Genomic DNA, 25,747 nt, shown 5'->3' on the forward strand with positions numbered 1-25,747 from the left:
GCGATGCGGTGGTTGGTGGGGTGGAGCAGTGCCGCCGCGGGGTCACTCCCGGGCACTGCGGCCCGTACGGTCCTCCCGGTTGGCGCGCAACTCCTGTGGGGCGACCCGGATCCGCTGTGGGCGGTCGGTGACTGGCGTCCGGACGAGGTCCGCGTGATCCACGCCGACCCGGCCGGCGCCTCCTACCAGGGCGGCAGCAGCTATTCGGGTTCCGGGTCCGGGTCCGGGTCCGGTGCGGGTGCGGGTGCCGCCTACGGAAGCGGCTCCGGCAGCAACGGGTACGGGAACAACGGTTACGGCGGCGGCAGCAGCGGCCGCGGCACCGGAACCGGCTACCAGGGTTCCAACGGCTACGGCGACAGCAACGGCAGTACCTACGGCGGCGGTCACGGCAGCGGCTACGGCAGCAGCCACCCCGCCATCGCCCGGATCGCCATCCTCGGCCGCTGCCACGCCAGCGACGCCCAACTGCGCGTCGGCCTCTTCGCCGCCCGCGGCGGCGCCCTGCGCCACCTCACCGCATGGCCCGGCAGTTACACCGCCGTCCTCCAACTCGGCCGCCGCATCACGATCCTGGGCGACCTCGCCGGCGCCCGGCCGGTCTTCCACACCCGCTGGGCGGGCGGTACGGCCTTCGCGACGGCCGCCCTCCCGCTCGCCGACCTCACCGAGGCGGGGCTGGACGTCACCCACCTCGCCGCCACCCTCGCCTGCCCGGACTCGCCCGAGGCGCTCGGCGACGGGACGCCGTACATCGGCGTCCGCCGCGTGCCGCCGGGCCACGCCCTCATCCTGCGCGACGGCGTCCCCGAGATCAGCGGCTACGAGGCGACCGCGTCGCTCGCCGTCGGCAACCAGACCTCCGCCTCCGACACCGAGGCGGCGATCACCGGGGTCCGCGACGCCCTCGTCGACGCCGTACGGGCCCGGCTCGCCCAGCCGCGCTTCATCCCCGAGGCCGGCGAGGCCCCGTCCCCCGGCATCGGCGCCGACCTGTCCGGAGGCAGCGCCTCCGCCACCCTCGCGCTGCTCGCCGCCGGACTGCCCGGCATGCCCGGCACCCCGCTCGGCCACGGATCCTCGGCCGGGCAGCGGCTGCTGGCCGTCACGTTCAACGATCTGGCGGGCGGCGGACTGCAGTCCCGCGACGCCGAACTCGAACGGGCCAGGGCCATGGCCGCCGACCCCCGGCTGCACCACGTGGTGGTGCCCGGCGGCACCGAGGCGCTCCCGTACGCCGAGCTCGGCTCGGGCCCGCTCACCGACGAGCCGGGCCCGTCCCTCATCACCGCGGAACGCCACCGCCGCCGGCTCGCCGCGGGCGGCGCCGACCACCTCGTGGGGCACGGTGCCCGCCAGGTCCTCGACGCGCACCCGGCACGCCTCGCCGACCTGCTCCTGGACCGGCACCGCCGGCACATGCTGCGACCGGTGGCCGCGCTCGCCACGGCGGACGGCCCGACCGGCCGTTCCGTCCTCGTCCCCTTCACCGTCTACCGCGCCGCCCGGCGGCTGGCCCGTACGCCCTACCAGCAGGGCGTGCAGGACGCCGCGGCCCGGCTGTTGCGGCGCGACTTCGGCTACGGATCCGGCTCGTCCGCGGCCTCCGGCAACGGCTTCGGTCCCGGTTCGAGCTCCGGTGACGCGGGGCCGGGCGCCGCGCTCAACGCCTCCCTCGCCGCGCTGGCCTGGGTGCGGCCGGGCCCGGCCGCCCGCTGGCTGACCGGCGAGGCCCTCGCCGAAGTATCGGTTCGCCTCCAGGAGGCGGCGGCCCGGCCGGGACCGGTGGAACGTCCGGGCGACCGGCGCGCGCGAGCCGCGCTGGCCCGGCACGCCGCCGACCACCGCGTCTTCGAGCAGGCCGTCGAGGTGCGCAGCCAGCGGCTGCACGCCCCCTTCCTCGACAACCAGGTCGTCCGGGCCTGCCGGGCGCTGCCCGAGGCGCTGCGCGTGCAGCCCGGGGCGCGGGTCTCGGTGCTGCGGGCGGTCCTGGCCGGCTCCGGGATCCGGGAGCTGCCGCCGGGCTGGGGCGCCAACTCCCACGTTTCGACCGCCGCCGCGTTCCGCACCGGGCTGCGGTCCTCCGTCGACGACCTCATCGAACTGTTCGACACACCGCTGCTCGCCGACGCCGGGCTCGTCGAGGCCCGCGTCGTCCGCCAGGCCCTGCGGGCCGCCGCCGACGGGGAGGCGCTCCCGCTGGACGGGCTCGGCGAGCTCGTCGCGACGGAGGTCTGGCTGCGCCGGCTGCTGGCCCGCCGCGGATCCTGCTGGACCGGGGCGGACGCTCCGGAGCAGCGCGCTGTGGCGGGCGGGGTGCGCCGGCTGACGATGTGAGGGGTGGGGCGGGGACGGGGTCGGCCGGTGGGCGGCGAACCGTTGTCAGTGCGATGCCCGACAATGGTCTCCAGGTCCGATGGCATCCGATGGCTACCCATGGCTCCCATGGCTTGGCTTCCGATGGCAACGGGCGATGGCACGAACGGCGACCGCAGAGGACTCGTAATGGCGGTGTGGGACGACCTGGTCGGCCAGGACGCGGTGACGGCGCAGCTGTCCGCGGCCGCGCGGGACGCCGATGCCCTGGTGACGGCCACTTCGGCGGGCGCGAAGGGCGCGGCGCTGCCGACCGCGTCCAAGATGACGCACGCCTGGCTGTTCACCGGCCCGCCCGGCTCCGGCCGCTCCACCGCGGCCCGCGCCTTCGCGGCGGCGCTGCAGTGCACGAGCCCGGACCGGGCGCTGGGCGGGGTACCGGGCTGCGGGTTCTGCGACGGCTGTCACACGACGCTGATCGGGACGCACGCGGACGTCGAGATCGTCCGGACGGATCTGCTGTCGATCGGCGTGAAGGACACCCGTGACCTGGTGCGGCGGGCGGCCATGTCGCCGGCGGGCGGCCGGTGGCAGGTGATCGTCCTGGAGGACGCCGACCGCCTCACCGAAGGAGCGGGGAACGTGCTCCTGAAGGCGGTCGAGGAGCCCGCGCCCCGGACCGTCTGGCTGCTGTGCGCACCCTCGGTCGAGGACGCGCTGCCGACCATCCGCTCCCGGTGCCGGCTGCTGAGCCTGCGGACCCCGTCCGTGGAAGCGGTCGCCGACGTCCTGGTGCGGCGGGACGGGGTCGACCCCGAGCTGGCCGCCACGGCCGCCAGGGCGACACAGGGCCACATCGGCCGGGCCCGCCGGCTCGCCACCGACGAGCAGGCGCGGGCGCGGCGGGCGACCGTGCTGCGGGTGCCGCTGCGGGTGGACGACGTGGGCGGGTGTCTGAAGGCCGCGCAGGAGCTGGTGGACGCGGCCTCGGACGACGCCAAGCAGGTCGCCGTGGACGTGGACGGCAAGGAGACCGAGGAGCTGCGGGCCGCGCTCGGGGCGTCGGCGGGCGCCGGCAGCCGGATGCCGCGCGGCACGGCGGGCGCCATGAAGGACCTCGCGGACCGCCAGAAGCGCAGATCGACCCGAACCCAGCGGGACACCCTCGACCTCGCCCTCATCGACCTGGCCGGCTTCTACCGGGACGTGCTCGCGGTGCAGGTCGGCTCGAAGGTCGGCATCGCGAACGTCGAGGCGCGCGACGCGATCGAGCGCATCGCGGCCTCCTCCCGCCCGGAGAACTCGCTGCGCCGGATCGAGTCGATCCTCGCCTGCCGGCAGGCACTGGAACGGAACGTCGCGCCGCTGCTGGCGGTGGAGGCGATGACGCTGTCGCTGCGGGCGGGCTGACAGGGGGGCGGGCTGACAGGGGCGGGCTGAGGGGCCTTCGCCTTCCTCGGCCCTCTGGGGTCGTTGGTGCCGTTGGCGCCTTTGGTGCCTTCGGGTGATCAACGACGGGGACCCGTAACGCCGACCGCCCACCCGGCGTGCCGCGTTGCAGGCTGCAGACAGTGCCGCCGGAGCCCACCCGGAGGCCGCAGTCGTCCCCGAGGTGGTCCGTACCGTGGCTGATGCCGTCCTGTTCACTCTGCTCTTCTTCACCACTGCCGCCGCCGTGGCGCTCGTGCGCTCCGCGCTGCGCTACTGGTGGTCGGAACGGTCCGGCCGGGTCTACGAGTTGGCGCAGGACCGTACCGGTACGGCGCTGCGCGCCGCCGCCGCGGGCGCGGCCGTCCTGGCGGTGGTCGCCGTCGCCGTACCGCTGCTGTCGCCGGGCGGCGGCGGGGGCACCGTGACGGCCGCCGCCCGGACGGCGGTGGACCTCCGGGTGCCCGCGCCTCCCCGGGCGCCCGCCCGCGCGGCCGCGCCGCCCGCGTCCGGATCCGCTGCGCCCCGTACGATCTCCCGCCCGGCGGGCGGCGTCCTGCAGGAGCTCGCCGACGGCACGCGCGTCTGGACCCCGGCGCAGTACGCGTACCCGCGCGCCGCGAAGGTGTCCTTCCCCGTGGTGGTCGCGGAGCTCGGCGCCGGTGACCAGGAGCTCTACGCGGGCTTCGCCGCCCAGGTCCAGCGGCGCCTGGCCGATCCGTTCCTTCTCGTGATCCCGCGCACCTGCGGCGGCGCGGGACCCGATCTCGGCGCCGTCGCCCGGCACTACCGCACCCTGACGGCCCGCTCCGCCCGCGCGATCCTGGGCGTCGGCGACCGGGCGGCGTGCGCGGTCCGCGAGGCGTTCGCCCACCCCGACCGCTACCGCGCGGTCGCCGGGATCTCCGGCCGGTACGAGGGCGTCGCCGTCCCGGCCCCGTCCCAGGCGGGCCGCCGCCCCGCGCTCCTCATCGCCTCCGGCTCCGGCGAGAGCGCCTCCCGCGACTCGGCCCTCAGGTTCCGCACGGCGCTGCGCCCCCGCGCCGACGAGGTACGCGTCATCGACGGCGTGAGCGGCCGCCGCGAACTCTTCGCGCGCGTCGCCGGCTACCTGACGGAGAAGGTCGACGGCCCGAAGCACCCGTAGCGAGAGCGCGCCATCGGGCGCAGGCACGCGGCGGGCCACCCGCCCGGGCACGCGACGAGACCACTCACCGAGGCGCGCGGCGAGCCACCCGCCCGGGCACGCGGCGAGCCACCCGCCCAGGCCCTCGCCCAACCACTCGATCAGCCACGCGATCAGCCCTCAAACGGCCTACAAACAGCCTACAAATAGCCCATAAGCGGGCGCCGGAGCCCGCCCCCACCCCACCAGGACGGATACGCTCCCCCTCACCCGACGGGAGGACCCGAGCCGCCGATGTACTCCAAGAGCCCGCTCCGTATCCCCGCCATCGCCCTCGCGGTGGCGGGCCTGCTCCTCTCCGGATGCAGCAGCGGGGGCCCGGGCCACAGCGCCGCCGCCTCCACCACCGCCAGCTCGCTCGGCCCGCTCCCGTCGGCCGGTGACGCCGACCTGGCGCCGTACTACGCGCAGAAGCTGAACTGGCACTCGTGCGGCGTCCCCGGTTTCGAGTGCGCGACGATGAAGGCCCCGCTGGACTACGCGCACCCCGTCGCGGCCGACGATCTGAAGCTCGCCGTCGCCCGTAAGAAGGCCGCGGGTCCCGGCGCGCGCCTCGGCTCGCTCCTGGTCAACCCCGGCGGTCCCGGCGGCTCGGCCATCGACTACCTGCAGTACGCGGCGCTCGGCTTCCCCGCACCGGTCACCGCCCGCTACGACATGGCCGCCATCGACCCGCGCGGCGTCGCCCGCAGCGAGCCGGTCGAGTGCCTCACCGACGCGCAGATGGACGCCTTCACCGCCGTCGACACGACCCCCGACGACGCCACCGAGACCAGCGAGCTCGTCACCGCCGACACCGGTTTCGCGGCCGGCTGCGCGAAGCGCTCCGCCAAGCTCCTCGGCCATGTCTCCACGGTCGAATCGGCCCGTGACATGGACATCCTGCGGGCCCTGCTCGGCGACGCCAAGCTCACCTACGTCGGCAAGTCGTACGGCACCTTCCTCGGTGCCACCTACGCCGGGCTGTTCCCGCAGCGCGTCGGCCGGCTGGTCCTCGACGGCGCGATGGACCCCGCGGTCTCCGCCCTCGACAGCAGCCGCACCCAGGCCGGCGGCTTCGAGACCGCCTTCACCGCCTTCGCGAACGACTGCGTCAAGCACACCGACTGCGCCCTGGGCACGAAGAGCGCGGACGACGCCGGGCACCGCCTCGACGCCCTCTTCCGCTCCCTCGACGCCAAACCGCTCCCCACCGGCCAGGCCCGCCCGCTCACCGAGGCGCTCGGCACCACCGGCGTGATCTCCGCCATGTACGACGAGGGCTCCTGGCCGACACTGCGCGCCGCCCTGGCCAAGGCCCAGCAGGGCGACGGCGCCGGCCTCCTCAAGCTCTCCGACGAGTACTACGAGCGCGACAGCAGCGGCAAGTACTCGAACCTCATGTTCGCCAACGCCGCCGTCAACTGCCTCGACCTCCCCCCGGCCCTCTCCTCCCCGGCCGACGTCGCGCGCGCCCTCCCGTCCTTCCGCTCCACCTCCCCGCACTTCGGCACGGGCCTGGCCTGGGCCAGCCTGATCTGCGGCTACTGGACGGTGCCGGCCACCGGCAAGCCCCAGCGCATCGAAGCCAAGGGCGCGGCCCCGATCCTCGTCGTCGGCACCATCCGCGACCCGGCCACCCCGTACTCCTGGGCCGAGTCCCTCGCCTCCCAGCTCTCCTCCGGCCACCTCCTCACCTACAACGGCGACGGCCACACCGCCTACGGCCGCGGTTCCGACTGCATCGACACCGCCGTGAACCTCTACCTCCTCGAAGGCACCACCCCGCCCAAGAACAAAAAGTGCGACTGACCCGCTGACCTGCATTTCCGCCCGATCCACCCCTGCACGGAGCACCCCCAACAACCCTGTAGACTTGGCGCCGCTGCTCCCGCCACACTGGCCGAGCGCAGCATGCCGCCTTAGCTCAGCTGGCCAGAGCAACGCACTCGTAATGCGTAGGTCTCGGGTTCGAATCCCGAAGGCGGCCCCATGGGAAACCCCAGGTCAGTCATCTGACCTGGGGTTTCTTTTTTTCGTTGACCTTGGAATCTCGGCACATCGGGCACCGTCCACCTGTGCATCGCAATGGGTGGGTGTGCGGCATGTTGATCGGACTGCCGGCTGTGCTCGGGGGCGACCTGATCGTGATCGTCGCCGGGCCGTGAAGCCGGCGTCTGAGCGGGGAAACCCGTCCGACGGAGCCTCGATGAGTGCGGTCGGCAGCGCCAGTTTCTGCGACCTCATGCGGTTCATGCGGCTCATGCGGTGCGGGAGCTCAGCAGCCGGGCGCTCTTGGAAGCCTTGAGCGGGCCCCCGGCCTGGTGTTCGCGGTGGCCGAAGTCGGGACACGGGCGTTGACTTGAAGGGCGGGCGCCTTGGACGGGCAGACCGCACCGGCTACAGCACCAGCCGGCAGGAAGACCAGCCGCCTACCTGGGCGCGGGCGACGTCTTGGACAAGGCCCTGGCCCGCTTCGCAGAGCGTTACGCCGACCAGAACGAACGCGACACCAGGCCCTGGTCGACGCTGTGAACAGCAGCCAGGTCACCGCCCGAGCCGCCCGAGCCGCGTGAGCGCGGGCGGATCCGCCGCGTGTGCCACGAACCCGAGGGAGAGATCAGATGCCACGCCTACTTCGCACGGTCGCCCGCACCGCGGTGGTCGCCGGAACAGCCACCGCCGTCTCGAACCGCGTGTCACGGCGCCAGGCCGGACGGTGGGCCGACCAGGGTGCCCAGCAGGCACCACCGGTCGAGCCCGAGCCCGTCGCCGCGGCCGCACCGGCCCCCGTCGCAGCCGCCCCCGCAACCGATATGGACAGCCGGATCGAACAGCTCAAACAGCTCGGGGGACTGCGGGACCAGGGAGTGCTGAGCGATGAGGAGTTCGCGGCACAGAAAGCCAAGGTCCTCGGCCTGTAGGCGCACCACATGGTCAAGGCCGCAGTGCCGAACCGGATTCGCAGGCGACCCGGTCCCGGCCCCCGCCAATGCGAGGGGTTTTTACCGCAGCATCCTTCCCGCGACCTACGAGGAGCCGACGTGGACGAGTTCAACGACCTGGGGCCGATCGACTACCTGATCATCGAGTTCCCCAACGGCGACATGGGCGGAGAGGGCCTGCCCCTGCTGGTCGACCTGGTCGACCGCGGCATCATCCGCATCATCGACCTCTCCTTCGTGCGCAAGGAGACGGACGGCTCGGTGGTCGCACTGACCATCGCCGACCTCGACCACGACGGCGTCCTGGAGCTGGCCGTCTTCGAGGGCGCACCCTCCGGGCTGCTCAGTTCCGAGGACGTCGATGAGGCCGGCGCTGTGCTGGAACCCGGCAGCGCGGCGGGCATCATCGTCTACGAGAACCTCTGGGCCGCCCCGCTGGCCTCCGCGCTGCGCCGTTCCGGTGCCCAGATGATCGCCGGCGGGCGCATTCCCCTGGAGGACCTGGTCGGAGCTCTGGACGCCGCAGGGACCGGTGACTGAACCAACGCCCGCGCATCCCGCCCGGGCCACCGGCGGCCACAGCGGCCTTCCCGCCCTGCGTACCGTTCGTGGCCACCCCCGGGGGCCGCACGCAGGCGAGCCGATCCCGGCACCCGCCCCGGCGCTGGACCCCCTGATCAGAGGGTACGACCATGAACCAGGACACCGCACGGGCACTCCAACAGCTCATGAACACCGGGGGTGGCCATGGTGCTTGACCTGGTTTTGATCGGCCTGGCCATCACGCTGGGCCCGCTGCACAACACCGCGTTCATCCTGCTGCTGTCCGCACCGGGCGGGGTGCGCAAGGGGCTGGCGTTCATCCTGGCCTGGCTGGCCTGTCTGGTCGCGGTGATCGCCGCCGTGATCCTGCTGACCGGCGGCAACCCGCCCAAGCGCAACAGCAATCCCTCCACCGCCGCCCTGGCCCTCAAACTGGCGCTGGGTCTGGGCATGGTCGTCTACGGCGAAGGCAAGCGGCGCCGGGATCCCAAGCCGCGTCCCGCCCCCAAGTGGATGGCTCGGCTGGACGGCGTCTCGCTCTGGTTCGCCGCCGCTCTCGGCTTCCTGCTGCAGCCCTGGGCGATGGTCGCCGCCGGTGGCGCGACCGTCGTGCAGGCGCACCTGTCCTCGATCGGCTCCTACCTGGCACTGATGGGCTACGTGCTGCTGGCCACCTCCAGCCTGCTGGCCATGGAGCTCTACGCGACCTTCCGACCCGAAACCGCCCACGTGCGGCTGGCAGCCCTGCGTTCCTGGGTCGACGGGCACCAGGACCAGGCCATCGTCGCATTGTCCCTGGTCATCGGCCTGTGGCTGGTCGGCAAAAGCATCTACGGGCTCGTCGGATGACACCCGCGGCCCGGCACCGGGGTTCTCTCGATCAGACAAACCGTTCGTTGGGGCACCGGCTGGAACATGTCCATCGAGGGGCGGACCACCAGGGAGTACGTCATGCCGGTAGCACCCAAGGCGGCGTCGAAGGCGACGGCCGCAGCGAACCGTGCCGCGCTCAAGACGCTGGCGTTCGATGACGTGCGTGACTTCGCGGACGTCCAGCGAGGGCTGATCGCGCCGCTGCCGACGGCGGCGTCATCCGCACCGCGGAGGGTGAACTGGTCTGGGACCTGACCTGGTTCTCGTTCCTGGACGGCGGCGGCCAGGCGCCGGACAGCGTGCACCCGAGCCTGTGGCGGCAGTCCCAGCTGATCAACGAGGCCGGCCTGTACGAGGTCTCGGAGCGGATCTACCAGGTCCGCAACCACGACCTGGCGAACGTGACGATCATCGAGGGCGACGGCGGCCTGATCGTGGTCGACACCGGCTCCAAGGCCGAGTGCGCCGAGTTCGCCATGGACCTGTACTACGCCCACCGCCCGCACCTGCCGGTGGTCGCGGTGATCTGCACCCACACCCACATCGACCACTACGGCGGCATCACCGGCATCACCACCCCCGAGGACGTGGCCGCGGGCAAGGTCGCCATCCTCGCGCCGGGCGAGAACTTCGGGAAGTACACCCTGGGTGAGAACGTGATCTGCGGCAACGTGATGTCCCGCCGCGCCGCCCACGCGTTCGGCACGCTGCTGCCGCACGGCCCGCAGGGCATGGTCAGCGACGGCGGCGGCCTGGCCCTGCCCCCGACCGGCACCTTCGCCTACATCGAGCCCACCGACACCGTCACCACCACCGGCGAGACACGCACCCTGGCCGGCCTCGAATTCGTCTTCCAGATGGCCCCCGACACCGAGGCCCCCGAGGAGTTCCACTTCTACATCCCCGAACTCAAAGCCCTGACCTGCGCGGAGAACGCCAACCACTCCTACGAACAACTCGGCTACCAGTCCGAGGGCCCGCAGTGGCGCAACCTCTACCTCGCCGCAGCCCAGGAACTGCGCGACGGCTTGCCCACCACCGGCGTGCAGAGCACCGGCAGCATCGAGACCATCATGGCCATGCCGCTGGACCTGTTCCTGGACTACATCGCGGTACGCCTCAACGGCCCCAAGGCCGCCGGCACCACCCTGGTCATCAACCTGGACCTGACGGACGGCGACCAGCCCGGCCCCCACAGCCTGCACCTGCTCAACAGCGTCCTGCACCACCGCACCCGCCACACCGCCGACCCCGACCTGACGCTGCGCCTGGGCAAGGCCCAGCTCGCCGGGGCGCTGCTGATGCCCGGCGCGTTCACCGCCGCTGCCGACGCCGGCCGGATCAGCACCGAGGGCGACCGCAGCGTCTTCACCACCCTCACCGGCCTGCTGGACGACTTCTCGCCCTACTTCGCCCTGACCAACTCCAACGCCTGAACCAGTCGGTGGAAGCGGAGTTCCAGCAGGCCGAGGCCAGGACCCTGGTTTGACGTGCGGCGGCGACCCCCGCGGGGCCGGCGTCGTGGGGAGAGGACCTCACCGACACCGACACCGGCACGCGAAGTGAACCGGCGGATGCCGTTGAGCATCGCCGCAGGTATCACCCTGGACGACAGGCACCTGCCGCACATCACCATGCTCCAGCGCTACCTGTTGACGGCCGGCCTGGATCAGGCTTGTGCGGCCGTCGAGAAGGCCCTGGACGCCATCGACGCGGCCCTCTTGAGCTATCGCGTCCCCCTCGGCAACAACGGAACCGACCGGACCCTGCTCAGGTCAGGGTTGCGTAGACGATGAGGTTGTCGACGGGGTGGCCCTGGGGGTCTATCGAGCCGTCGCAGGTGATCAGGCGGAGGGTGGGGGTCGGGGTGGGGGCGTAGACCTGTTGGGTGGGGAAGGTCTTCTTGCTGACCGTCTGGGTGGCGGTCACGGTGAAGTGGACGGTTTTGCCGTCGGCGCCGCGGACGGCGATGTCGGCGCCCTTCTTGATCTTCGCGAGATCGTGGAAGACGGCCTTGCCGTGGCGGGTGTTGTTGTGGCCGATGACGACGGAGGAGCCGCGCTGGCCGGGTACGGCGCTGTTCGTGTACCAGCCGGCGGTCATGCCCTGGTCCGACGGCGGGACTTGGACCGTCTGGTCGGCGTTGAGGCCGAGCCGCAGCAGGGAGCTGTCCACGCCGAGCGAGGGGATGACCACGCGGGTGGGGTCGCCGGGGGTGGCGGGTGCCGTGGCCGGGGGCGGGGTCGATGCGCCGGTGGCGGGCGGCTCCGGGGCGCTGGCGGCGGGGGAGCCTGACGAGCAGGCGGCCACGGTGGTGAGGGCCAGCGCGAGGAGCGGGGCTCGCAGGGCGCGCGCCGGGCCGGTCCGCCGCGCCGGGTGCGGGATGCGGGCCATGGGTGTCCTTAGGGGTGGTGGTGCGCCGCCCACGGGGGCGGCGCACCACGTGGATCGGAGGGTCAGCCGTCGTGGCGGGCGGCCCGGCGGCGCACGATGACGAAGCCGGCACCCGCGAGCGCGGCGGCCGCAGCGGCCGAGCCGGCGATGGTGGCGTTGCTGGTGCCCGTGCTCCCGGCCGGCTGCTCGCCGGCGGCGACGCCGCCGCGCGGCATCGGGGCGGCGGACGGACCGGCGGGAGCGGCGGTCGGCTGGGGGGCGCCGGTGCGGGTGCCGCCGGGGGCGCTGACGGAAGCGGTGGGACGGGGGCTGTCGGTGACCACGCCGGAGGAGGCGGTGGGGGCGGGGGCGGGCTTGGCGCTCGCGTCCGCCGCGAACGCTCCGGTGGCCGGGAGCAGCACCGTGCCGGCGATGACTGCGGTGACGGCGGCGGTGCGCAGGGTGCGGAGGGAGAACATGGTGGTGCCTTCCGTTGACGGGGGTCGATCAGTGTCGGAGCGGCCGCCGCGTCCGGCGCTCGCCGCGTCCGGCGGCTGCCGCGCGGCAGCCGGCATGATCGACAGGCTGGCAGGCACCTGTGAAGAAGTTGTCAGAGTGCTGTGGTCCGCGGATCAGGGTCCCGGACGGCTCTGCCCGGCGTGCGGAAGACGGCGCGGGCGCTCAGGCTGGATGCATGACGATCAATCGGATGACTGAACACGGAATCGACATCGACACGCGCATGCTCGCGGTGGGTGTGGCCGTCACCGGCGTCGCGGCGGTGCTGGGGCTGGCCGGGACGGTCATGATCGGCGTCACGCTGCTGAACGCCGGGCGCGGATACGTCCGTCATATGGAGGTACCGCCGTCCGAACTGGCGGCCCGCGCCATGCGGCAGGCGAAGGCGGCCTCGCAGGCCGCCTCCCAGGCGGGGGTCGACGCCTGGCGCTCCGCGGACGGCTCCTCCTGACCGGATGAGCCTCGCTCGTGGCGCGCCTCTTGCCAGGCGTGCCGCTCCCTAACGTGCTGTGCCGGTGCGGTCGATCGGGGTGATGACCTTCCGTTCGACCGGGGAGGACAGCACGATCGACGTCGTGGTGCGGCCGAGGGCCGAGATCTGTTCGAGCATCTCCTCGAGGTGCGAGGTGTCGGCCACGGCGACCTTGATGATCCAGCAGTCCTCGCCGACGACGTGGTGCACCTCCAGGATCTCGGGGCGCGCCATCAGTTCCAGCGTCCTGGGGTGACGCAGCGTGTAGCCGCCGTGCGGGGAGACCCGGACGAAGGCGAGCATGCCGTAGCCGAGCCGGTTCGGTGCGACCACGGCGGAGTAGCCGGTGATAGTGCCGTTGCCCTCCAGCCGGCGGATCCGTTCCGCCACGGCGGCCGGGCTGAGGCTCACCCGCCGGCCCAGCTCACTGAGAGTGATGCGGCCCTCGGTCTGGACGAGTTCGAGCAGCCGCGTGTCGACGCTGTCGAGGGCCACCGAGGAATCGTGGGCGAGGCCCCGCAGATGGCGTGGTTCTTTCGGTGGCGCCGCTGAATCTCCCATGATCTCCCCTTCGGATGCCGGGTCGAGACGGTAACACTTGAGCCCAGCGGCGGGGATGTCCTGCCTGGTGGGAAAGGTCTGAAGGCATGCGCGACTCCACGGGGGACGTTCTGCGCGACGTCTGCGTCATCGGTGGCAGCCGGTACTTCGGCAAGCGGCTGATACTGCGGCTCCGCGACGAGGGCGTCAACGTCACCGTCATCAACCGCGGTTCGGCACCGGCACCGCCGGGCGTCACGCATCTCGTCGCGGATCGTGACGACGAGGCGGCCCTGGAAGCCGCCCTGGGCGACCGGCACTTCGACGTCGTCATCGACCAGGTCTGTTACACACCGCGACAGGCGGCCATCGCCAAGCGCGTCTTCCGCGACCGCACCGAGCGCTACGTCATGACGTCCACGATGGAGGTCTACGACCCGGCGACGTTCGACGGCGCGCCCCCTGCCCATCGTCCGGTCGGCGAGGGCGCGGTGGATCCCGGCACGTGGCCGTTCGACCTCGAACTCCCCTGGGGAGAGGAGTCGTTCAGGGAGCGGCTCGGCGACGCCCGGCACTACGCCGAGGGGAAGCGGCAGGCGGAGGCGGTGTTCAGCCAGGACCCGGCGTTCGCGTTCGTCTCCGTGCGCAGCGCGCATGTGCTGGGCGGGGGCGCGGAGGAGTTCACCGGGCGGCTGGAGCACTACGTGGACCGGGTCCGTACGGGGCGGCCGGTCGTCGTGCACCCCACGGACCGGCCCTCCACGTTCATCAACGACCGCGAGATCGCCGACTTCCTGTTCTGGGCGGCCGGCGCCGACTTCACCGGGCCCGTCAACGCCAACTCGCACGGTGAGCTGAGCGCCACGGAGCTGAGCGAGCTGGTCGCGGCACAGCTCGGTGCGGAGCGGCCGACGTTCACTCGTACCGGATCCCGGGCGGGCGACGACGTGTCGCCGTTCTCGTTCGACCGCTACTACGCGATGGACAACTCGCGTGCCACCGAACTGGGTTTCGCCTTTTCGACCACCGCGGAGTGGCTGCCCGGCGCCATCGCCGAGACGGGAGTCCAGGAATGAGCGGCTTCGCTGCGCGCCGGATCCGTGACGTCCGCGTCGGTCCGGTCGGTCTCGGGGCCATGCCGCTGTCCATCGAGCGGCGACCGGACGAGGCGAGGGCCTTTGCCACGGTCCATGCGGCGCTCGACGCAGGGGTGACGCTCATCGACACCGCCGACTCCTACCACTGGCACGCGGACGAGCGGGGGCACAACGAGGAGCTGATCGCCCGCGCCATCGCCGCCTACGGCGGTGACACATCGGACGTCCTCGTCGCGACCAAGGGGGGTCGCGGGCGGCCCGGCGACGGTTCGTGGACCGTCGACGGCACCCCGGAGCATCTGAAGCGGGCCTGCGAGGAGTCGCTGCGGCGGCTCGGTGGCGAGGCGATCGGGCTGTACCAGCTGCACAAGCCGGACCCCCGGGTCCCGTTCGCCGAATCCATCGGCGCGCTGCGGGAGTTGCTCGACGCGGGCACGATCAGGATGGCGGGCGTCTCGAACGTGGACGCCGATCAGATCCGGCAGGCCGACGAGATCCTCGGCGGTCGGCTGGCCTCGGTGCAGAACGAGTACTCGCCCGCCGTCCGCGACAGTGCGGCCGAGCTGCGGCTGTGCGACGAGCTCGGGATCGCCTTCCTGCCCTGGAGCCCGCTCGGCGGCATCTCCCGGAGCTCGCTCGACGCCCCGCCGACGGTGGCTGACGGGATCCCGGCTCCGGCCCCCGCGCCGACTCCCGCCCCCAGCCACGCCCCGCCCTTCGCCGCCTTCCACGAGATAGCGCGGGACCGCGGGGTGAGCCCGCAGCGCATCGCTCTCGCATGGCTGCTGGCGAAGTCCCCGGTCGTCGTTCCCATCCCGGGCGCCAGCCGGCCCGGGACGATCCGGGACTCGGCTGCGGCCGGCGAAGTGACGCTCACCGCCGACGAGTTCGCACGGCTCGACGCGGCCCGGTAGTCCGCCCACCCGGCCACGGAGACCCCCACCACGGACCCGGCGCCACGGACCTCGCCTCCGACCCCGCCACCGACCGACCCCGTCGCTCCTTGACATGAACCGAGGTTCAAGTCTGAGACTGCTGTGTGGACGAAGCAGCAGGTGGCGGACGCAGGGAGTGATGGGTGTGCGAGCAGTACAGGTGACACGGTTCGGTGGTCCCGAGGTGCTGGTCACGGCGCAGCTGCCGGATCCGGTCGCGGGTCCCGGCGAGGTGGTCGTGGGGGTCGAGGCGGCCGACGTGATCCTCTTCGAGGCGCGGATCCGCGAGGGCCTGGCGCAGGACTTCCTGCCGGTGCGGCCGCCGTACGTACCCGGGGGCGCGGTGGCCGGGCGGGTGCTCTCCGTCGGCGAGGGCGTCGAGCCCGGCTGGATCGGCCGGTCCGTCGCCGCGCATGTCGGTGACCGCGGGGGGTACGCCGAGCGGGCCCTGGCGCCCGCCGACGCGCTGCTCGCCGTACCCGACGGGCTTGGCCCGCGCGAGGCCGCCGCGCTGCTCCACGACGGCACCACCGCGCTGGGCCTGGCGGACGCCGCCCGGACCCAGCCGGGAGAGTGGGTCCTGGTCACCGGGGCCGGCGGCGGGCTGGGCATCCTCATGGTGCAGCTGGCCCTGGCGGCGGGGGAACGGGTCGTGGCGGCCGCTCGCGGCAAGCGGAAGCTGGACCTGCTGCGCGAGCTGGGTGCCCATGCCGTCGTCGACTACTCGCTGCCGGGCTGGGAGGAGCGGGTGCGCGAGGCGACCGGCGGTGCGGGTCCCGACATGGTCTACGACGGCGTCGGCGGGGAGCTCGGACTGGCCGCGTTCGAACTGACCGCCCGTGGCGGCCAGTTCTCCGCGCACGGCGCGGCCGCCGGCGGCTTCGCGCCCGTCGACCCGGCGGAGGCGCGCCGGCGGGAGGTGACCGTACGGGGTATCGAGCAGGTGCAGTTCGCGCCCGACGTCGGCCGCGGGCTGTTGCGGCGCGCGCTGACGGAGGCCGCCGCGGGACGGATCCGGCCCGTCATCGGGCAGACGTTCCCGCTGGAGCGCGCCGCCGACGCGCACCGGGCGATGGAGGCCCGCGACGTCCTCGGGAAGACCCTGCTGCTGCCCTGACGACACCCCGGCAGGCCGGCGCCTCCCCGACGCACGGGTCCCTGTCGTCGCACCGGCCCCTTCTGCCCCCTCTGCCCCCCTGTCCGCTCCGCCACCCCCGGCTCCGCTAATCCGCGAGGCTGCGGCTCCACGATTCCAGCACCGTCAACGAATGGTCGTGCCGACGCTGGACCTCACCGTTCTTCGACCAGCCCCACTCCCGGTACGCGGCCAGCGCCGGCACGTTCGGGGTCTCCACCAGCACGGACGCCACGGCCGCCGCGCTGCGCGACAGCAGCATGTCCTGCAGCCGGCCCGCGACCCCGAGGCGGCGATGGGAGGGGAGTACGAGCAACTCGGCGACGGCGAAGACCTGGCCGGACGCGGTGTGCTCCTCCAGGTCCTGCGGGACCCCGCCGACGAATCCCTGCCACCACTCGCCGCCGCGATCCGGAGGAAAGCCGTATGCGAAGCCCACGAGCGCCGGGTCGCCGGCGATCGTCATATCGAATCCGGGGTGCTGCACATGCTCCGCGAAGCGCCGCAGAAAGCTCTGCCGGCTGTGGAACTCCTCGCCCTGGGCGCCGAGGTAGGACTCGACGTAGAGGTCCGCGAAGGCCTCCCTTTGCGCCTCGGCCTGCCACCGGCTCAGACGCCGTAGAAACACCTCTGTCATGCATTCCTCCTGCGATCACACCCATCGTGACAGCTCGGCGGGCACCGTGTCAGCGGGCGGTCAGTGAGCGGTCGGCTGAAGTCAGCGCGCTGTCAGTGGCGTACGGGAGTCTTGGAGACATGAAGACCACGGGGAGCATCGAGCGGAGCACCGACCACCCAACCGGCAGGACCGGGCCGATCGCGGCCTTCGTGCGGTTCGTCGTGTGCGGCGGGGGCGTGGGGCTGCTGTCCAGCGCCGTCCTGCTGCTGCTGTCGGGCCGGCTGCCCCTGGTGGTCGCCAACGCGCTGGTGACCGTCGCCTCCACCCTGCTGGCCACCGAGCTGCACGGCCGCTTCACCTTCCGGGCCGGACGGGCCCAGCTGAGCGACCACGTCAAGTCCGGTGCCACCGCGGCGATCTGCTACCTGTTCACCACCGCCGCGCTGCTCGTGCTGCACGCGGTGCACCCGTCCCCGGGTCCGCTGCTGGAGCAGAGCGTGTACCTCTCGGCCTCGGGCCTCGCCGGTGTCGGCCGCTTCGTCGTCCTGCGGGTCATCGTCTTCGCCAAGGGCGGCACCAGGACGGCCGACGTACCGGTTGCCACCCCGGCCACCGGCCGGGCCGCCACCCTGGTCGCCACTCCGTCCGCCGCTCCGTCCGTCGCCCCGTCCGCCGCCCCTTCCGTCTCCCCGTCCTTCTCCCCTTCCGTCGCTCCGGCTCCCGCCCTCGCCCCGGCTCTCGGCCAGGGATCGGTGGCGGTCGCCGCGTAGCGTCGTCGGGAATCTTGCGGAAATCCTCCCGGGCCGTGAAACATTCAGGCACCTCTGGCGCGTCAATGAGGTGTACACGGCGAATGGGGGGTGGATGCGGCAGACGCACGCGGACGGGTATCTGGACTTCGCCGCGAACCGCGCCGGGCATCTCTTCCGGTCGGCATGCCTGCTGACCAGCGGTGACACCCATCTCGCCGAGGATCTCGTCCAGGAGACCCTCGGCCGGATGTATGTGGTCTGGGGGCGGGCCTCCAAGATCGACAACCCGGCCGGCTACGCGCAGACCGTCCTGGTGCGGGCCTTCCTCTCCCATCAGCGGCGCCGCAGCAACCGCGAACGCCCGACCCCCGACCTCCCGGACGTGCCGGGCGAAGCGGGGGTCGACACGACGCTGCGGCTGACGCTCCTCGACGCGCTCGGCCGGCTGGCGCCCAAGGACCGGGCGGTGCTGGTGCTGCGGTACTGGGAGGACCGAAGCATCGAGGAGACCGCCGACGCGATGCGCGCTTCGTCCAGCTCCGTACGGACGCGCTCCGTCAGGGCGTTGGCGAAGCTGCGGGAACTGCTCGGCGGCACCCTCGCCGAATTCGCCGCGAACTGACGCCACCGACTTCCACTGATGCTTCCGCCCCCACTCCGCTCGCCCCACGCCGCTCGCACCACTCCGCTCGCACCACGACCCCGAGCTCCGCGCCATACGCCATACGCCATACGCCATACGCCATACGAAACGGTGGTTCCCCATGCCCTTCGACCCCTTCGCTCCCTCGGACCCCTTCGAGGAGGACCTCGGCCAAGCCATACGGGGCACCGCCGGCACCTTCTCCACCGACAACAGGGCGCTGGTGGACGCCGGTGCGGCCCGCGGCCGGGTGATGCGGCTGCGCCGCAGGGCCGCCGTCGCGGGTGGTGCGGCGACGCTCACGCTGGTCGCCGTCGGGGGGCTGATGGCGGGCGGAATGTCGGGTTCGGCCGGACATCACGTCGCGGAGGATCCGGCCGCGCGGGGCGGACCGCAACCGGTCGCCGTCGCGTCCGGTGAGCGGGTCACCGCGCAGCACATGATCAACCTGCTCAAGTCGGCGCTGCCACCGGGCGTGACCACCGGCGGGCAGGGGCGCGGCACCGGCGCCGAAGGGACCGGCGGCCCGATCGGCGCCCCGTACGCGGAGGTCGTCTACGACGACGGGCACGGCCCCGGTCTGGTCAGCGTCAGCCTGAACCACGCACCGGCGGGGCAGGGCGTGGGCCCCGGCACCGGTACCCGGTGCCCGGACCGGGTGTACGTGCCGTTCGACTCGTGCGACCGGTCCGTGCTCGCCGACGGCTCCGTACTCGTCCTGCTCAAGGGCTACGAGTACCCGGACCACCGGGTGACCACCAAGAACTGGCGGGCCACCCTGACCACCCGCGACGGCCAGGTCGTCGACGCCATGGAGTGGAACTCCCCGGCGGAGAAGGGCTCCCCGGACACCCGGCCCGACCCCCCGCTGACCGCCGCGCAGCTGACGGCGCTGGTGAACGTGAAGATCTGGAAGCCGGTGTTCGACGCCCTCGGACCGACCAAGGTTCCGGCCGATCGGCCCACCACACTCCCGGCCGAGCAGCCCGCCATCGCCGAGGCGAGCTCCTCGGTACCGGGCCCCGCGATCAGCGCCGTTCTGAAGGGGCTGATCCCGGCCGGCCTGAAGCGCAGCGACGCGGACGACTCGGAGGGCTTCGCCCATGTGACCGTGAACGACGGGCACGGCAAGACCCTGATCGAGGTGAACGTCGACCGCTGGCCGCCCAAGGACCCCGACACCCTGGCGTTCTTCTCGGGTGGCGAGAAGCTCGCCGACGGCACCCGGGTGCTGGTCTCCCAGGGGCCGGCGGAGAAGGGCGGTGCCGGGACCGTGCAGTGGGTCGCCCAGATCCTGCGCCCCAACGGCCGGCGGATCGTCGTCGCCGAGCTGAACGCGGGCGGCTACCACCAGCCCGCCACCCGGACCGCGCCGGTGTTCACCATCGACCGTCTCAGGGCTATGGCGCTGAGCCCCGACTGGAAGAAGCTGGGCTGAGCTCGGACGGCGCGCCCTGGTGGTGCCCGCAGCTACTCCCGCAGCTACTCCCACCGCTGCTCCTGCCCTACTCCCGCCCTCCCGCCAGCTCGACCGCCCGTCCCCGCAGCGCCAGGCGGGCCGGGATCACCGCGGCGGGCACGGCGAGCAGGGCGCAGGCGGCCACCGCGGCGCCGGTGGTCGTCCAGGGGATGACGACGGGGGACGGTACGGACAGCGCGGCCAGTGCGGCTTTGACGCCCAGCAGGTTCAGCGCGGCGACGCCCGCGCCCAGGGTCGTGCCCACCGCGACGATGAGCAGCGCCTCGGCGGCCACCATCCGCAGCACCTGGCCCATGGTGGCCCCGGCGAGGCGCAGTACGGCGAGATCGCGGACACGGTCGGCGGTCGCCATGACCAGGGTGTTGGCCAGCGCGATGCCCGAGTAGAGCAGGGCGATGCCGAGCACCAGCAGAATGCCGATCCGGGTCTGTCTGCTGGTGGCCGGGTAACCCGCCGCGAGCCACTGCTCCTTGCTCAGCACGTGCCCGCCGCCGGGCGCCACGGCGGCCCGGAGCGCGTCGGCCGAGCGGCGCACGTCCGTTCCCGGCCGGATCCGGACGTCGATCCGGTCGGGGGACGAGCCCGGCGCGTTGAGCGGGGTGACGTAGGCGCCGTTGCCGCCCGTGCCGGTGCGCAGCACGGCGGCGATCCGGAGCGACGTCCGCCGGCCGTCGCCGAGCCAGACGGCCACCTGGCTGCCGACGGTGTGCTCGGGCCACTCCTCGTTGACGACGATGCTCCGGTCGTCGAGATCGGTGACCTTTCCGGCGGTCACCGGGAGGGTCGTCACGGCGGCGAGGGCGGCCGGGTCGACGGCGCGGGCCTCGTCCCCGACCAGCGCCACCCCGTCCTCCAGCCGGTACACGGTGGTCGGTGCGAAGGCGGCCGCGTCGAGTCCGGGCAGTTCCCGGACCCGCGCGACGGTCGCCGGGTCGAGGCCGCCGGCATCCGACGTCACGACGAAGTCGGCCGCCGACTGCGCGCGCGTCTCCGCCGCCTTGGCGGCGTTGACGGTCGCCGTGACCCCGAGCAGGGACCCGGCCAGGGCGACGGTGATCAGTACGGGCGCGGCGACGGCCGCCGTACGCCGCACCCCGGCCAGCACGTTCTCCCGTACGAGCCGGCCGGCGACGCCCGGCAGCCGGGCGGGCAGCCAGGCCAGCGCCTTCGTCAGCGGCCCCACCACGACGGGTGCGAGCAGCGCGAACGCCGTGATGAGCAGCATCGGTTGGGTGGTGTACGTCTTGCGGTGCAGCGCGTCGGACGGATCGGTGAGCAGTTGCCGGACGAGCAGCCCGAGGCCCAGCAGCAGCAAGCCGCCGCCTGCCGTCCAGCGCCCGGCCGTCATGGTGCGGCTGTCGACCGAGGCTTCGCGCAGCGCCTCCATCGGACCCACCCGCCCGGCCCGGCGGCTCGCCGCCCAGGCGCCCGCGAGCGCGACCCCGAGCCCCGTCCCGAAGGCCGTCCAGTACGGCCAAGCGTCGTCGCCGACCGTGAACCAGGACGGTGCGATGCCGGTCTCCACCAGCCACGCCGCCAGCCGCGGCGCCCCGAACCGCCCCAGGACGCAGCCCGCCGCCGAGGCCACCGCGCCCACCACCGCGGCCTCGACGATCACCAGCCGCCGGAGCTGCCGCGGCGCGGCACCGGCCGCCCGCAGCAGGGCGAACTCCCGCCGCCGCTGCGCCACGGCGAAGGCGAACGTCGACGCGACGACGAACACCGACACGAAGCCGGTGACTCCGCCGGCCGTTCCCAGCAGGGCGTTCACGGTCGTCAGCGCCTCGCTGTCCCGGTCCGGGTCGGCATCGGCCCGCCGCCGGTCGTCGCCGGTGAGGACGTCCAGGTCCCCGGGCGTGGAGGCCCGTACCGCGGCCGGGTCCGCGTACACCACGACCGTGTCGATCCGGGGCGCCAGCCGCGCCGCCTCCGCGTCCGTGAAGAACACCGCGTGCTCGAAATCCGCGTGCTCGAAATCCGCGTGCGCGAAACCCGGGTCCGGAGCCGTTCCGACGACCGTGCCGACGACCGTTCGGACTGTGCCGACGACCGTCCGGGCCGCGCTGCCGCCGTCCGGGGTGTGCAGCGTGACGCGGGCGCCCGGTGCGGCCCAGCCGCCCGTCGTCACGATCTCGCCGGGGGTGGCAGGCGCGCGGCCGGCGGTGAGCCGGTAAGGGGTGAAGGCCGCCGCCGACCAGGCGTGGCCGACCGTGCCGGCCGGGGCGCCGTCCGCGCGCACCGGGAACGTACGGTCCTGGACGGTGCGGCCGAGCCGGGCCAGCGCGGCGGCGGTGGCCGCCGGGACCGGCCGGGGGTGGTCGAGCCGCTTCTCGCGCACCCCGTGCGCGGTGTCGACCCGCAGGGTGTCCGTGCCGCGCACGACCACCGGGGCCGCCGCGAACCGTTCGGGACCGCGGTGCGGGGCGTCGACGGTGGCGGCCAGCGCCAGGCCCATCGTGGCCATCAGGCCGACGCCCAGCGCGAGGGCGACGAAGCTGCCGGTGAAGGTGGCCCAGCGGGCGCGGAGCGTGCGCAGCGCGATTCTCAGCATGCGCTCAAGCCAATCGGCGGCGGGCCGCGCGCACAGCACGGCAGGACGGAGTCCTCGGGTATGCCTGGCCCTACCCCTGGGGCCGCCGCGGCCTCTGGCCGGTCCGCGCCGACTGGCAGAATCCAGCGCGTGGAACGAGAACTGCGCATCGTGCTCGCCGAGGACAGCGTCCTGCTCCGCGAAGGGCTGGTCGGCCTCCTCGCGCGCTTCGGGCACCGGGTCGTCGCGGCGGTCGGGGACGCCGAGGCGCTGCGGACGGCGGTCGCCGAGCACGACCCGGACATCGTCGTCACGGATGTGCGGATGCCGCCGGGCCTCCAGGACGAGGGGCTGCGCGCCGCCGTCGCGCTGCGCGCCCAGCGCCCGTCGCTGCCGGTGCTCGTCCTGAGCCAGTACGTGCAGCACAGCTACGCCGCCGAGCTGCTCGACTCGGGCGACGGGTCCGGCGTCGGCTATCTGCTCAAGGACCGGGTGGGCCAGGTCGAGGAGTTCCTCGACGCGCTGCGCCGGGTCGCGGACGGCGGCACGGTCGTCGACCCGGAGGTCGTCCGCCAGCTGCTGCGCCGCCGGCGCGATCCGCTGGAGCGGCTGTCCGCGCGGGAGCGGGAGGTGCTGGGGCTGATCGCGGAGGGCCGGTCCAACGCGTCGATCGCCCGCGAGCTGGTGGTCTCCGAGGCGGCCGTCGGCAAACACATCGGCAGCATCCTCAGCAAGCTGGACCTGCCGCCCGCCGAGGAGACCCACCGCAGGGTCCTGGCGGTCCTTGCCTTCCTGCGCGCCTGACCTGGGCCTGACCTGGGCCTGACCTGGGCTGACCAGGGCCTGACCTGGGCTGACCAGGGCCTGACGAGCCGCTCGACATACCCCCGGAACGGCCGCCGGCGTCATCGGAGGTATGCCCAGCCTTTGCCGATGCTTTGAGCACTGAGGGGCTGATTGGACGCCCGCCCGGGTGACAATGCGACAGTCGACGCATATCCCCGGGCGCCCCTGGCCCATCTCTACGCGAAGCGAGGATCCCCGTGTTGCGAAACGGGCTGGAGCCGTGGCACCTGATCGTGGTGGCGCTGGTTCTGATCATGCTGTTCGGTTCCAAGAAGCTGCCCGACGCCGCCCGCGGTCTCGGCAAGTCCATGCGCATCCTGAAGTCCGAGGCGCGTGCGCTGAAGGCCGATGACGCCGCCGCGAACGCGACCGCCACCACCACGGCCACCCCCGCGGACGTCAAGCCGACCCCCGCACCCGAGGTGCACCCCCACACGTCGTAGCGGGTCCGCGCTTCCGGATTCCGGCAGTGTTGATAGGTTCCTGACGCCCGGAAGTCGGCAGTCGGAAGTACGCGGTAGTGGCGGGGGTTGCGCAGTGGCAGCACGGGGCATACCGCCCGAGTACGTGGACGGGTACGAGGAGCTCCTCGCCGACATATCCCGCAGCGGCCGCGCGCTGCGCCGCGACGAGCGTGAGGCCCGTCGTGAGCTGGGGGAGCGGGCCGCCGACGCCGGCTACGGCCTGCGGGAGCTGGTCGACGCCTACCTGGGTGCCACCCGCAGGTCCTGGTCGGCGCTGCCCGGCGTCGCCGACGCCCGCAGCGCGGCCGATCTGCGCCACGTCGGCGAATCCGTCCTCGCGGCGGTGGAGGCCGGAGTGGCGGCGCTCGCCGAAGGACATGAACGGTCGCATCGGCTCGCGGTCCGCAAGGAGGAAGCCGCCCGCCGGGAGTTCGTCGACGATCTGCTGTACGGGCGCAGCGACCCGGGGCGGCTGGCCGAGCGCGCCGAGCGCTTCGGGCTGCGGCTGGCCGGCCGCCATGTGGTGGCCGTCGCCACCGGGACCGAGGCGTACGACGACGCCCATCCCCTCGTCCACCGCGTGGAACGCGACCTGGCCGGACGGTTCGGCGACCACGACGTGCTGCTGGCCACCAAGGGCGGCCGGTTCGTGTGCATCGCGCCCGCCGCGGAACAGGCCGTCCTGGACGCCTTCGTCAAGCTCGCCGGCGAGGTGCGGGTGGCGCTGGGCCGCCCGCACGGAGGTCCCGGCGGAGTGGTCAGGAGCTACGAGGAGGCGCTCAGCGCCCTCGACCTCGGGGAGCGTCTCGGCCTCGAAGCCCGCGTCCTGAACTCGGCCGACCTGCTCGTCTTCCCCGTCCTCATGCGCGACCGCGCGGCGATGGCCGACCTCGTCCGCGTCGTGCTCGGCCCGCTGGAGGAGGCGCGCGGCGGCGCCCTGCCGCTGCTGCAGACGCTGGGGGCGTACGCGGCCGCCGGCTATGTGGGCGCCGAGGCAGCCCGCCGACTCGACCTCAGCGTCCGGGCGCTCAGCTACCGCCTCGAACGCATCGCGGCCCTCACCGGGTTCGACCCCGACGACGCCCTCCAGCGCTACACCCTGGAGACGGCCGCACTGGGCGCGCGTCTGCTGGACTGGCCACAACGACCTTTGTAGGGCGGGTTGTTGGCGGCGTCGCAGTGCGGCGTCATCGGCGGGGCGGCGAGGCCGGAGAGGCGGCGGGACCCCAGCGGCGTTAGTAGGACGTCAGAGGCGCGTCAAGATTGCCGGGATCGGGCAATGTGGCAGCGCGACACCCGGTGCCACCATCTCCGTGACGGGCGGTTGGGAATCGGGGGGTCAGTGCCATGGGGGAGTTCGTGAGAACTGCGCTGGCGTTCCCGACCGTCCTGTTCAGCTTCGCGCTCCTGGTCGTCATCGGCTTCTGGCTGCTGGCGCTGATGGGCGGCGTCTCCGCCCATGGCCACGGGGGGCACGGCGCGGGCCACGGGGGCCACGGGGACGGCGGCGGCCACGGTCACAGTCAGAACAGCCACGGCCCAGGCGGCGAGGGCCTGTTGACGGCCGCCGGGCTCGACGGGGTGCCGGTCACGGTCGTCCTCTCGCTGCTGACCGCCGTCGCCTGGTTCGTGAGCCTGGCCGGCAGCGCGCTGCTGGACGGCGCCGGCGCGCACAGCCCGGTACGCGTCCTGCTCGGCATCGCCGTCCTCGCCGTGGCCCTGGCCGGCGCGTGGTCCGCGACCTGGCTCCTGGTGCGGCCGCTGCGCCGGCTCTTCCCCGAGGTGCGGCCGCTCTCGCGGCGGGACTTCGTCGGAAGCCTGTGCGTCATCCGCACCGGGCGGGTCGGTACGGACTTCGGCCAGGCCGAAGTCACCGCGCCGGACGGCTCGTCCGCGGTCGTCCAGGTCCGGCAGACCGGTGAGGACACCTTCGCCTCCGGGAGCACCGCGCTCCTCTACGAGTACGAACCGGCGGGCGAGTTCTTCTGGGTCGCACCTTTCGACCCGATCACCTAGCCCGGTCCAGGCGGCCCGCGCCACTGCCCCGATCCCTCACCTGACACGTGTCCGAC

General features: G+C 73.3%; 27 protein-coding genes and 1 tRNA gene. 23 read left to right on the top strand and 5 right to left on the bottom strand.

Annotated elements, in window-relative coordinates; genetic code table 11:
* The first annotated feature begins 3 nt into the window (after window positions 1-3).
* The 12 genes from LNW73_RS17905 (at window position 4) to LNW73_RS17955 (ending at window position 11,066) form a co-directional block, all read left to right on the top strand.
* Window positions 4-2,337 carry an asparagine synthase-related protein gene (locus tag LNW73_RS17905; RefSeq protein WP_250990586.1) on the top strand — a complete coding sequence of 778 codons (2,334 nt, stop codon included), beginning with the start codon at window positions 4-6 and terminating at the stop codon, window positions 2,335-2,337.
* 168 nt (window positions 2,338-2,505) lie between these two features.
* Complete coding sequence (locus tag LNW73_RS17910) at window positions 2,506-3,726, top strand: DNA polymerase III subunit delta' (protein ID WP_250990587.1); 1,221 nt, start codon at window positions 2,506-2,508, stop codon at window positions 3,724-3,726.
* A gap of 214 nt (window positions 3,727-3,940) precedes the next feature.
* Complete coding sequence (locus tag LNW73_RS17915; protein ID WP_250990588.1) at window positions 3,941-4,891, top strand: hypothetical protein; 951 nt, start codon at window positions 3,941-3,943, stop codon at window positions 4,889-4,891.
* A 273-nt stretch (window positions 4,892-5,164) separates the two neighbouring features.
* Entirely contained in the window at window positions 5,165-6,721 is a 1,557-nt protein-coding gene (locus tag LNW73_RS17920) for an alpha/beta hydrolase (protein ID WP_250990589.1), read from the top strand.
* A gap of 104 nt (window positions 6,722-6,825) precedes the next feature.
* Window positions 6,826-6,902: transfer RNA gene (locus LNW73_RS17925), tRNA-Thr, on the top strand.
* Window positions 6,903-7,345: 443 nt separating this feature from the next.
* Complete coding sequence (locus LNW73_RS36695; RefSeq protein WP_374118271.1) at window positions 7,346-7,444, top strand: hypothetical protein; 99 nt, start codon at window positions 7,346-7,348, stop codon at window positions 7,442-7,444.
* A gap of 89 nt (window positions 7,445-7,533) precedes the next feature.
* Window positions 7,534-7,833, top strand: coding sequence for an SHOCT domain-containing protein (locus LNW73_RS17930; protein WP_250990590.1), 300 nt, complete (start codon window positions 7,534-7,536; stop codon window positions 7,831-7,833).
* A gap of 138 nt (window positions 7,834-7,971) precedes the next feature.
* Window positions 7,972-8,394 carry a DUF6325 family protein gene (locus LNW73_RS17935; RefSeq protein WP_285392980.1) on the top strand — a complete coding sequence of 141 codons (423 nt, stop codon included), beginning with the start codon at window positions 7,972-7,974 and terminating at the stop codon, window positions 8,392-8,394.
* A 207-nt stretch (window positions 8,395-8,601) separates the two neighbouring features.
* The gene (locus LNW73_RS17940) at window positions 8,602-9,246 is read left to right on the top strand and encodes a GAP family protein (protein ID WP_250990591.1); all 645 of its coding nucleotides are present in this window, start codon (window positions 8,602-8,604) and stop codon (window positions 9,244-9,246) included.
* Between the two features lie 102 nt (window positions 9,247-9,348).
* On the top strand, window positions 9,349-9,525 hold the full coding sequence (locus LNW73_RS17945; RefSeq protein ID WP_250990592.1) for a hypothetical protein: 177 nt from the start codon (window positions 9,349-9,351) through the stop codon (window positions 9,523-9,525).
* Between the two features lie 44 nt (window positions 9,526-9,569).
* Entirely contained in the window at window positions 9,570-10,706 is a 1,137-nt protein-coding gene (locus LNW73_RS17950) for an alkyl sulfatase C-terminal domain-containing protein (RefSeq protein WP_250990593.1), read from the top strand.
* 138 nt (window positions 10,707-10,844) lie between these two features.
* The gene (locus LNW73_RS17955) at window positions 10,845-11,066 is read left to right on the top strand and encodes a hypothetical protein (RefSeq protein ID WP_250990594.1); all 222 of its coding nucleotides are present in this window, start codon (window positions 10,845-10,847) and stop codon (window positions 11,064-11,066) included.
* Here LNW73_RS17955 and LNW73_RS17960 read toward each other — a convergent pair.
* Both LNW73_RS17960 and LNW73_RS17965 read right to left on the bottom strand, forming a co-directional pair.
* The gene (locus tag LNW73_RS17960; protein ID WP_250990595.1) at window positions 11,041-11,664 is read right to left on the bottom strand and encodes a class F sortase; all 624 of its coding nucleotides are present in this window, start codon (window positions 11,662-11,664) and stop codon (window positions 11,041-11,043) included. The two genes, LNW73_RS17955 and LNW73_RS17960, sit on opposite strands and share 26 nt — an antisense overlap.
* A 62-nt stretch (window positions 11,665-11,726) precedes the next feature.
* Window positions 11,727-12,122: an LPXTG cell wall anchor domain-containing protein gene (locus LNW73_RS17965; RefSeq protein WP_250992952.1), complete on the bottom strand. Its 396-nt coding sequence runs from the start codon at window positions 12,120-12,122 to the stop codon at window positions 11,727-11,729.
* Between the two features lie 230 nt (window positions 12,123-12,352).
* Here LNW73_RS17965 and LNW73_RS17970 point away from each other — a divergent pair, with 230 nt between their 5' ends.
* A complete protein-coding gene (locus LNW73_RS17970; protein WP_250990596.1) occupies window positions 12,353-12,613 on the top strand; it encodes a hypothetical protein in 261 nt (86 codons plus the stop codon).
* A 48-nt stretch (window positions 12,614-12,661) separates the two neighbouring features.
* Here the strand turns inward: LNW73_RS17970 and LNW73_RS17975 are convergent, their stop codons facing one another.
* On the bottom strand, window positions 12,662-13,129 hold the full coding sequence (locus LNW73_RS17975; protein WP_250990597.1) for an Lrp/AsnC family transcriptional regulator: 468 nt from the start codon (window positions 13,127-13,129) through the stop codon (window positions 12,662-12,664).
* A 152-nt stretch (window positions 13,130-13,281) separates the two neighbouring features.
* Between LNW73_RS17975 and LNW73_RS17980 the strand changes: the two genes are divergently transcribed.
* From LNW73_RS17980 to LNW73_RS17990, 3 genes are all read left to right on the top strand, one after another.
* On the top strand, window positions 13,282-14,250 hold the full coding sequence (locus LNW73_RS17980; protein WP_250990598.1) for an NAD-dependent epimerase/dehydratase family protein: 969 nt from the start codon (window positions 13,282-13,284) through the stop codon (window positions 14,248-14,250).
* The gene (locus tag LNW73_RS17985) at window positions 14,247-15,185 is read left to right on the top strand and encodes an aldo/keto reductase (protein WP_250990599.1); all 939 of its coding nucleotides are present in this window, start codon (window positions 14,247-14,249) and stop codon (window positions 15,183-15,185) included. Before LNW73_RS17980 ends, LNW73_RS17985 begins: the two co-directional genes overlap by 4 nt.
* A gap of 160 nt (window positions 15,186-15,345) precedes the next feature.
* Window positions 15,346-16,323 (top strand): zinc-binding dehydrogenase, encoded by a 978-nt coding sequence (locus LNW73_RS17990; protein ID WP_285369630.1) that lies wholly within the window; start codon window positions 15,346-15,348, stop codon window positions 16,321-16,323.
* Between the two features lie 106 nt (window positions 16,324-16,429).
* Here LNW73_RS17990 and LNW73_RS17995 read toward each other — a convergent pair whose 3' ends face one another.
* A complete protein-coding gene (locus LNW73_RS17995; RefSeq protein ID WP_250976494.1) occupies window positions 16,430-16,978 on the bottom strand; it encodes a GNAT family N-acetyltransferase in 549 nt (182 codons plus the stop codon).
* 119 nt (window positions 16,979-17,097) lie between these two features.
* Between LNW73_RS17995 and LNW73_RS18000 the strand changes: the two genes are divergently transcribed.
* The 3 genes from LNW73_RS18000 to LNW73_RS18010 all read left to right on the top strand — a co-directional run bounded on the left by LNW73_RS18000 (window position 17,098) and on the right by LNW73_RS18010 (window position 19,793).
* Entirely contained in the window at window positions 17,098-17,730 is a 633-nt protein-coding gene (locus tag LNW73_RS18000; RefSeq protein ID WP_250990600.1) for a GtrA family protein, read from the top strand.
* A 94-nt stretch (window positions 17,731-17,824) separates the two neighbouring features.
* Complete coding sequence (locus LNW73_RS18005; RefSeq protein WP_250990601.1) at window positions 17,825-18,334, top strand: SigE family RNA polymerase sigma factor; 510 nt, start codon at window positions 17,825-17,827, stop codon at window positions 18,332-18,334.
* Between the two features lie 142 nt (window positions 18,335-18,476).
* The gene (locus LNW73_RS18010; protein WP_250990602.1) at window positions 18,477-19,793 is read left to right on the top strand and encodes a hypothetical protein; all 1,317 of its coding nucleotides are present in this window, start codon (window positions 18,477-18,479) and stop codon (window positions 19,791-19,793) included.
* Between the two features lie 67 nt (window positions 19,794-19,860).
* Here LNW73_RS18010 and LNW73_RS18015 read toward each other — a convergent pair whose 3' ends face one another.
* Window positions 19,861-22,386, bottom strand: a complete 2,526-nt coding sequence (locus LNW73_RS18015) for an ABC transporter permease (protein ID WP_250990603.1) — start codon at window positions 22,384-22,386, stop codon at window positions 19,861-19,863.
* A gap of 150 nt (window positions 22,387-22,536) precedes the next feature.
* Here LNW73_RS18015 and LNW73_RS18020 point away from each other — a divergent pair, with 150 nt between their 5' ends.
* The 4 genes from LNW73_RS18020 (at window position 22,537) to LNW73_RS18035 (ending at window position 25,691) form a co-directional block, all read left to right on the top strand.
* On the top strand, window positions 22,537-23,169 hold the full coding sequence (locus tag LNW73_RS18020) for a response regulator transcription factor (RefSeq protein ID WP_308407794.1): 633 nt from the start codon (window positions 22,537-22,539) through the stop codon (window positions 23,167-23,169).
* 239 nt (window positions 23,170-23,408) lie between these two features.
* Entirely contained in the window at window positions 23,409-23,654 is a 246-nt protein-coding gene (tatA, locus tag LNW73_RS18025; RefSeq protein ID WP_250990604.1) for a Sec-independent protein translocase subunit TatA, read from the top strand.
* 94 nt (window positions 23,655-23,748) lie between these two features.
* The gene (locus LNW73_RS18030) at window positions 23,749-24,831 is read left to right on the top strand and encodes a PucR family transcriptional regulator (protein WP_250990605.1); all 1,083 of its coding nucleotides are present in this window, start codon (window positions 23,749-23,751) and stop codon (window positions 24,829-24,831) included.
* A gap of 203 nt (window positions 24,832-25,034) precedes the next feature.
* The gene (locus LNW73_RS18035) at window positions 25,035-25,691 is read left to right on the top strand and encodes a hypothetical protein (protein WP_441349483.1); all 657 of its coding nucleotides are present in this window, start codon (window positions 25,035-25,037) and stop codon (window positions 25,689-25,691) included.
* Window positions 25,692-25,747: the final 56 nt, after the last annotated feature.

This window comes from Streptomyces sp. RKAG337 (assembly GCF_023701715.1).
Lineage (GTDB): Bacteria > Actinomycetota > Actinomycetes > Streptomycetales > Streptomycetaceae > Actinacidiphila.

What these genes read in the sequence shown, in the direction of transcription:
- LNW73_RS17905 (WP_250990586.1), top strand. Translation starts at nt 4, where the DNA reads ATGCGGTGGTTGGTGGGGTGGAGCAGTGCCGCCGCGGGGTCACTCCCG.
- LNW73_RS17910 (WP_250990587.1), top strand. Translation starts at nt 2,506, where the DNA reads ATGGCGGTGTGGGACGACCTGGTCGGCCAGGACGCGGTGACGGCGCAG.
- LNW73_RS17920 (WP_250990589.1), top strand. Translation starts at nt 5,165, where the DNA reads ATGTACTCCAAGAGCCCGCTCCGTATCCCCGCCATCGCCCTCGCGGTG.
- LNW73_RS17930 (WP_250990590.1), top strand. Translation starts at nt 7,534, where the DNA reads ATGCCACGCCTACTTCGCACGGTCGCCCGCACCGCGGTGGTCGCCGGA.
- LNW73_RS17940 (WP_250990591.1), top strand. Translation starts at nt 8,602, where the DNA reads ATGGTGCTTGACCTGGTTTTGATCGGCCTGGCCATCACGCTGGGCCCG.
- LNW73_RS17945 (WP_250990592.1), top strand. Translation starts at nt 9,349, where the DNA reads ATGCCGGTAGCACCCAAGGCGGCGTCGAAGGCGACGGCCGCAGCGAAC.
- LNW73_RS17955 (WP_250990594.1), top strand. Translation starts at nt 10,845, where the DNA reads ATGCCGTTGAGCATCGCCGCAGGTATCACCCTGGACGACAGGCACCTG.
- LNW73_RS17960 (WP_250990595.1), bottom strand. Translation starts at nt 11,664, where the DNA reads ATGGCCCGCATCCCGCACCCGGCGCGGCGGACCGGCCCGGCGCGCGCC.
- LNW73_RS17965 (WP_250992952.1), bottom strand. Translation starts at nt 12,122, where the DNA reads ATGTTCTCCCTCCGCACCCTGCGCACCGCCGCCGTCACCGCAGTCATC.
- LNW73_RS17970 (WP_250990596.1), top strand. Translation starts at nt 12,353, where the DNA reads ATGACTGAACACGGAATCGACATCGACACGCGCATGCTCGCGGTGGGT.
- LNW73_RS17980 (WP_250990598.1), top strand. Translation starts at nt 13,282, where the DNA reads ATGCGCGACTCCACGGGGGACGTTCTGCGCGACGTCTGCGTCATCGGT.
- LNW73_RS17985 (WP_250990599.1), top strand. Translation starts at nt 14,247, where the DNA reads ATGAGCGGCTTCGCTGCGCGCCGGATCCGTGACGTCCGCGTCGGTCCG.
- LNW73_RS17990 (WP_285369630.1), top strand. Translation starts at nt 15,346, where the DNA reads ATGGGTGTGCGAGCAGTACAGGTGACACGGTTCGGTGGTCCCGAGGTG.
- LNW73_RS17995 (WP_250976494.1), bottom strand. Translation starts at nt 16,978, where the DNA reads ATGACAGAGGTGTTTCTACGGCGTCTGAGCCGGTGGCAGGCCGAGGCG.
- LNW73_RS18000 (WP_250990600.1), top strand. Translation starts at nt 17,098, where the DNA reads ATGAAGACCACGGGGAGCATCGAGCGGAGCACCGACCACCCAACCGGC.
- LNW73_RS18005 (WP_250990601.1), top strand. Translation starts at nt 17,825, where the DNA reads ATGCGGCAGACGCACGCGGACGGGTATCTGGACTTCGCCGCGAACCGC.
- LNW73_RS18010 (WP_250990602.1), top strand. Translation starts at nt 18,477, where the DNA reads ATGCCCTTCGACCCCTTCGCTCCCTCGGACCCCTTCGAGGAGGACCTC.
- LNW73_RS18015 (WP_250990603.1), bottom strand. Translation starts at nt 22,386, where the DNA reads ATGCTGAGAATCGCGCTGCGCACGCTCCGCGCCCGCTGGGCCACCTTC.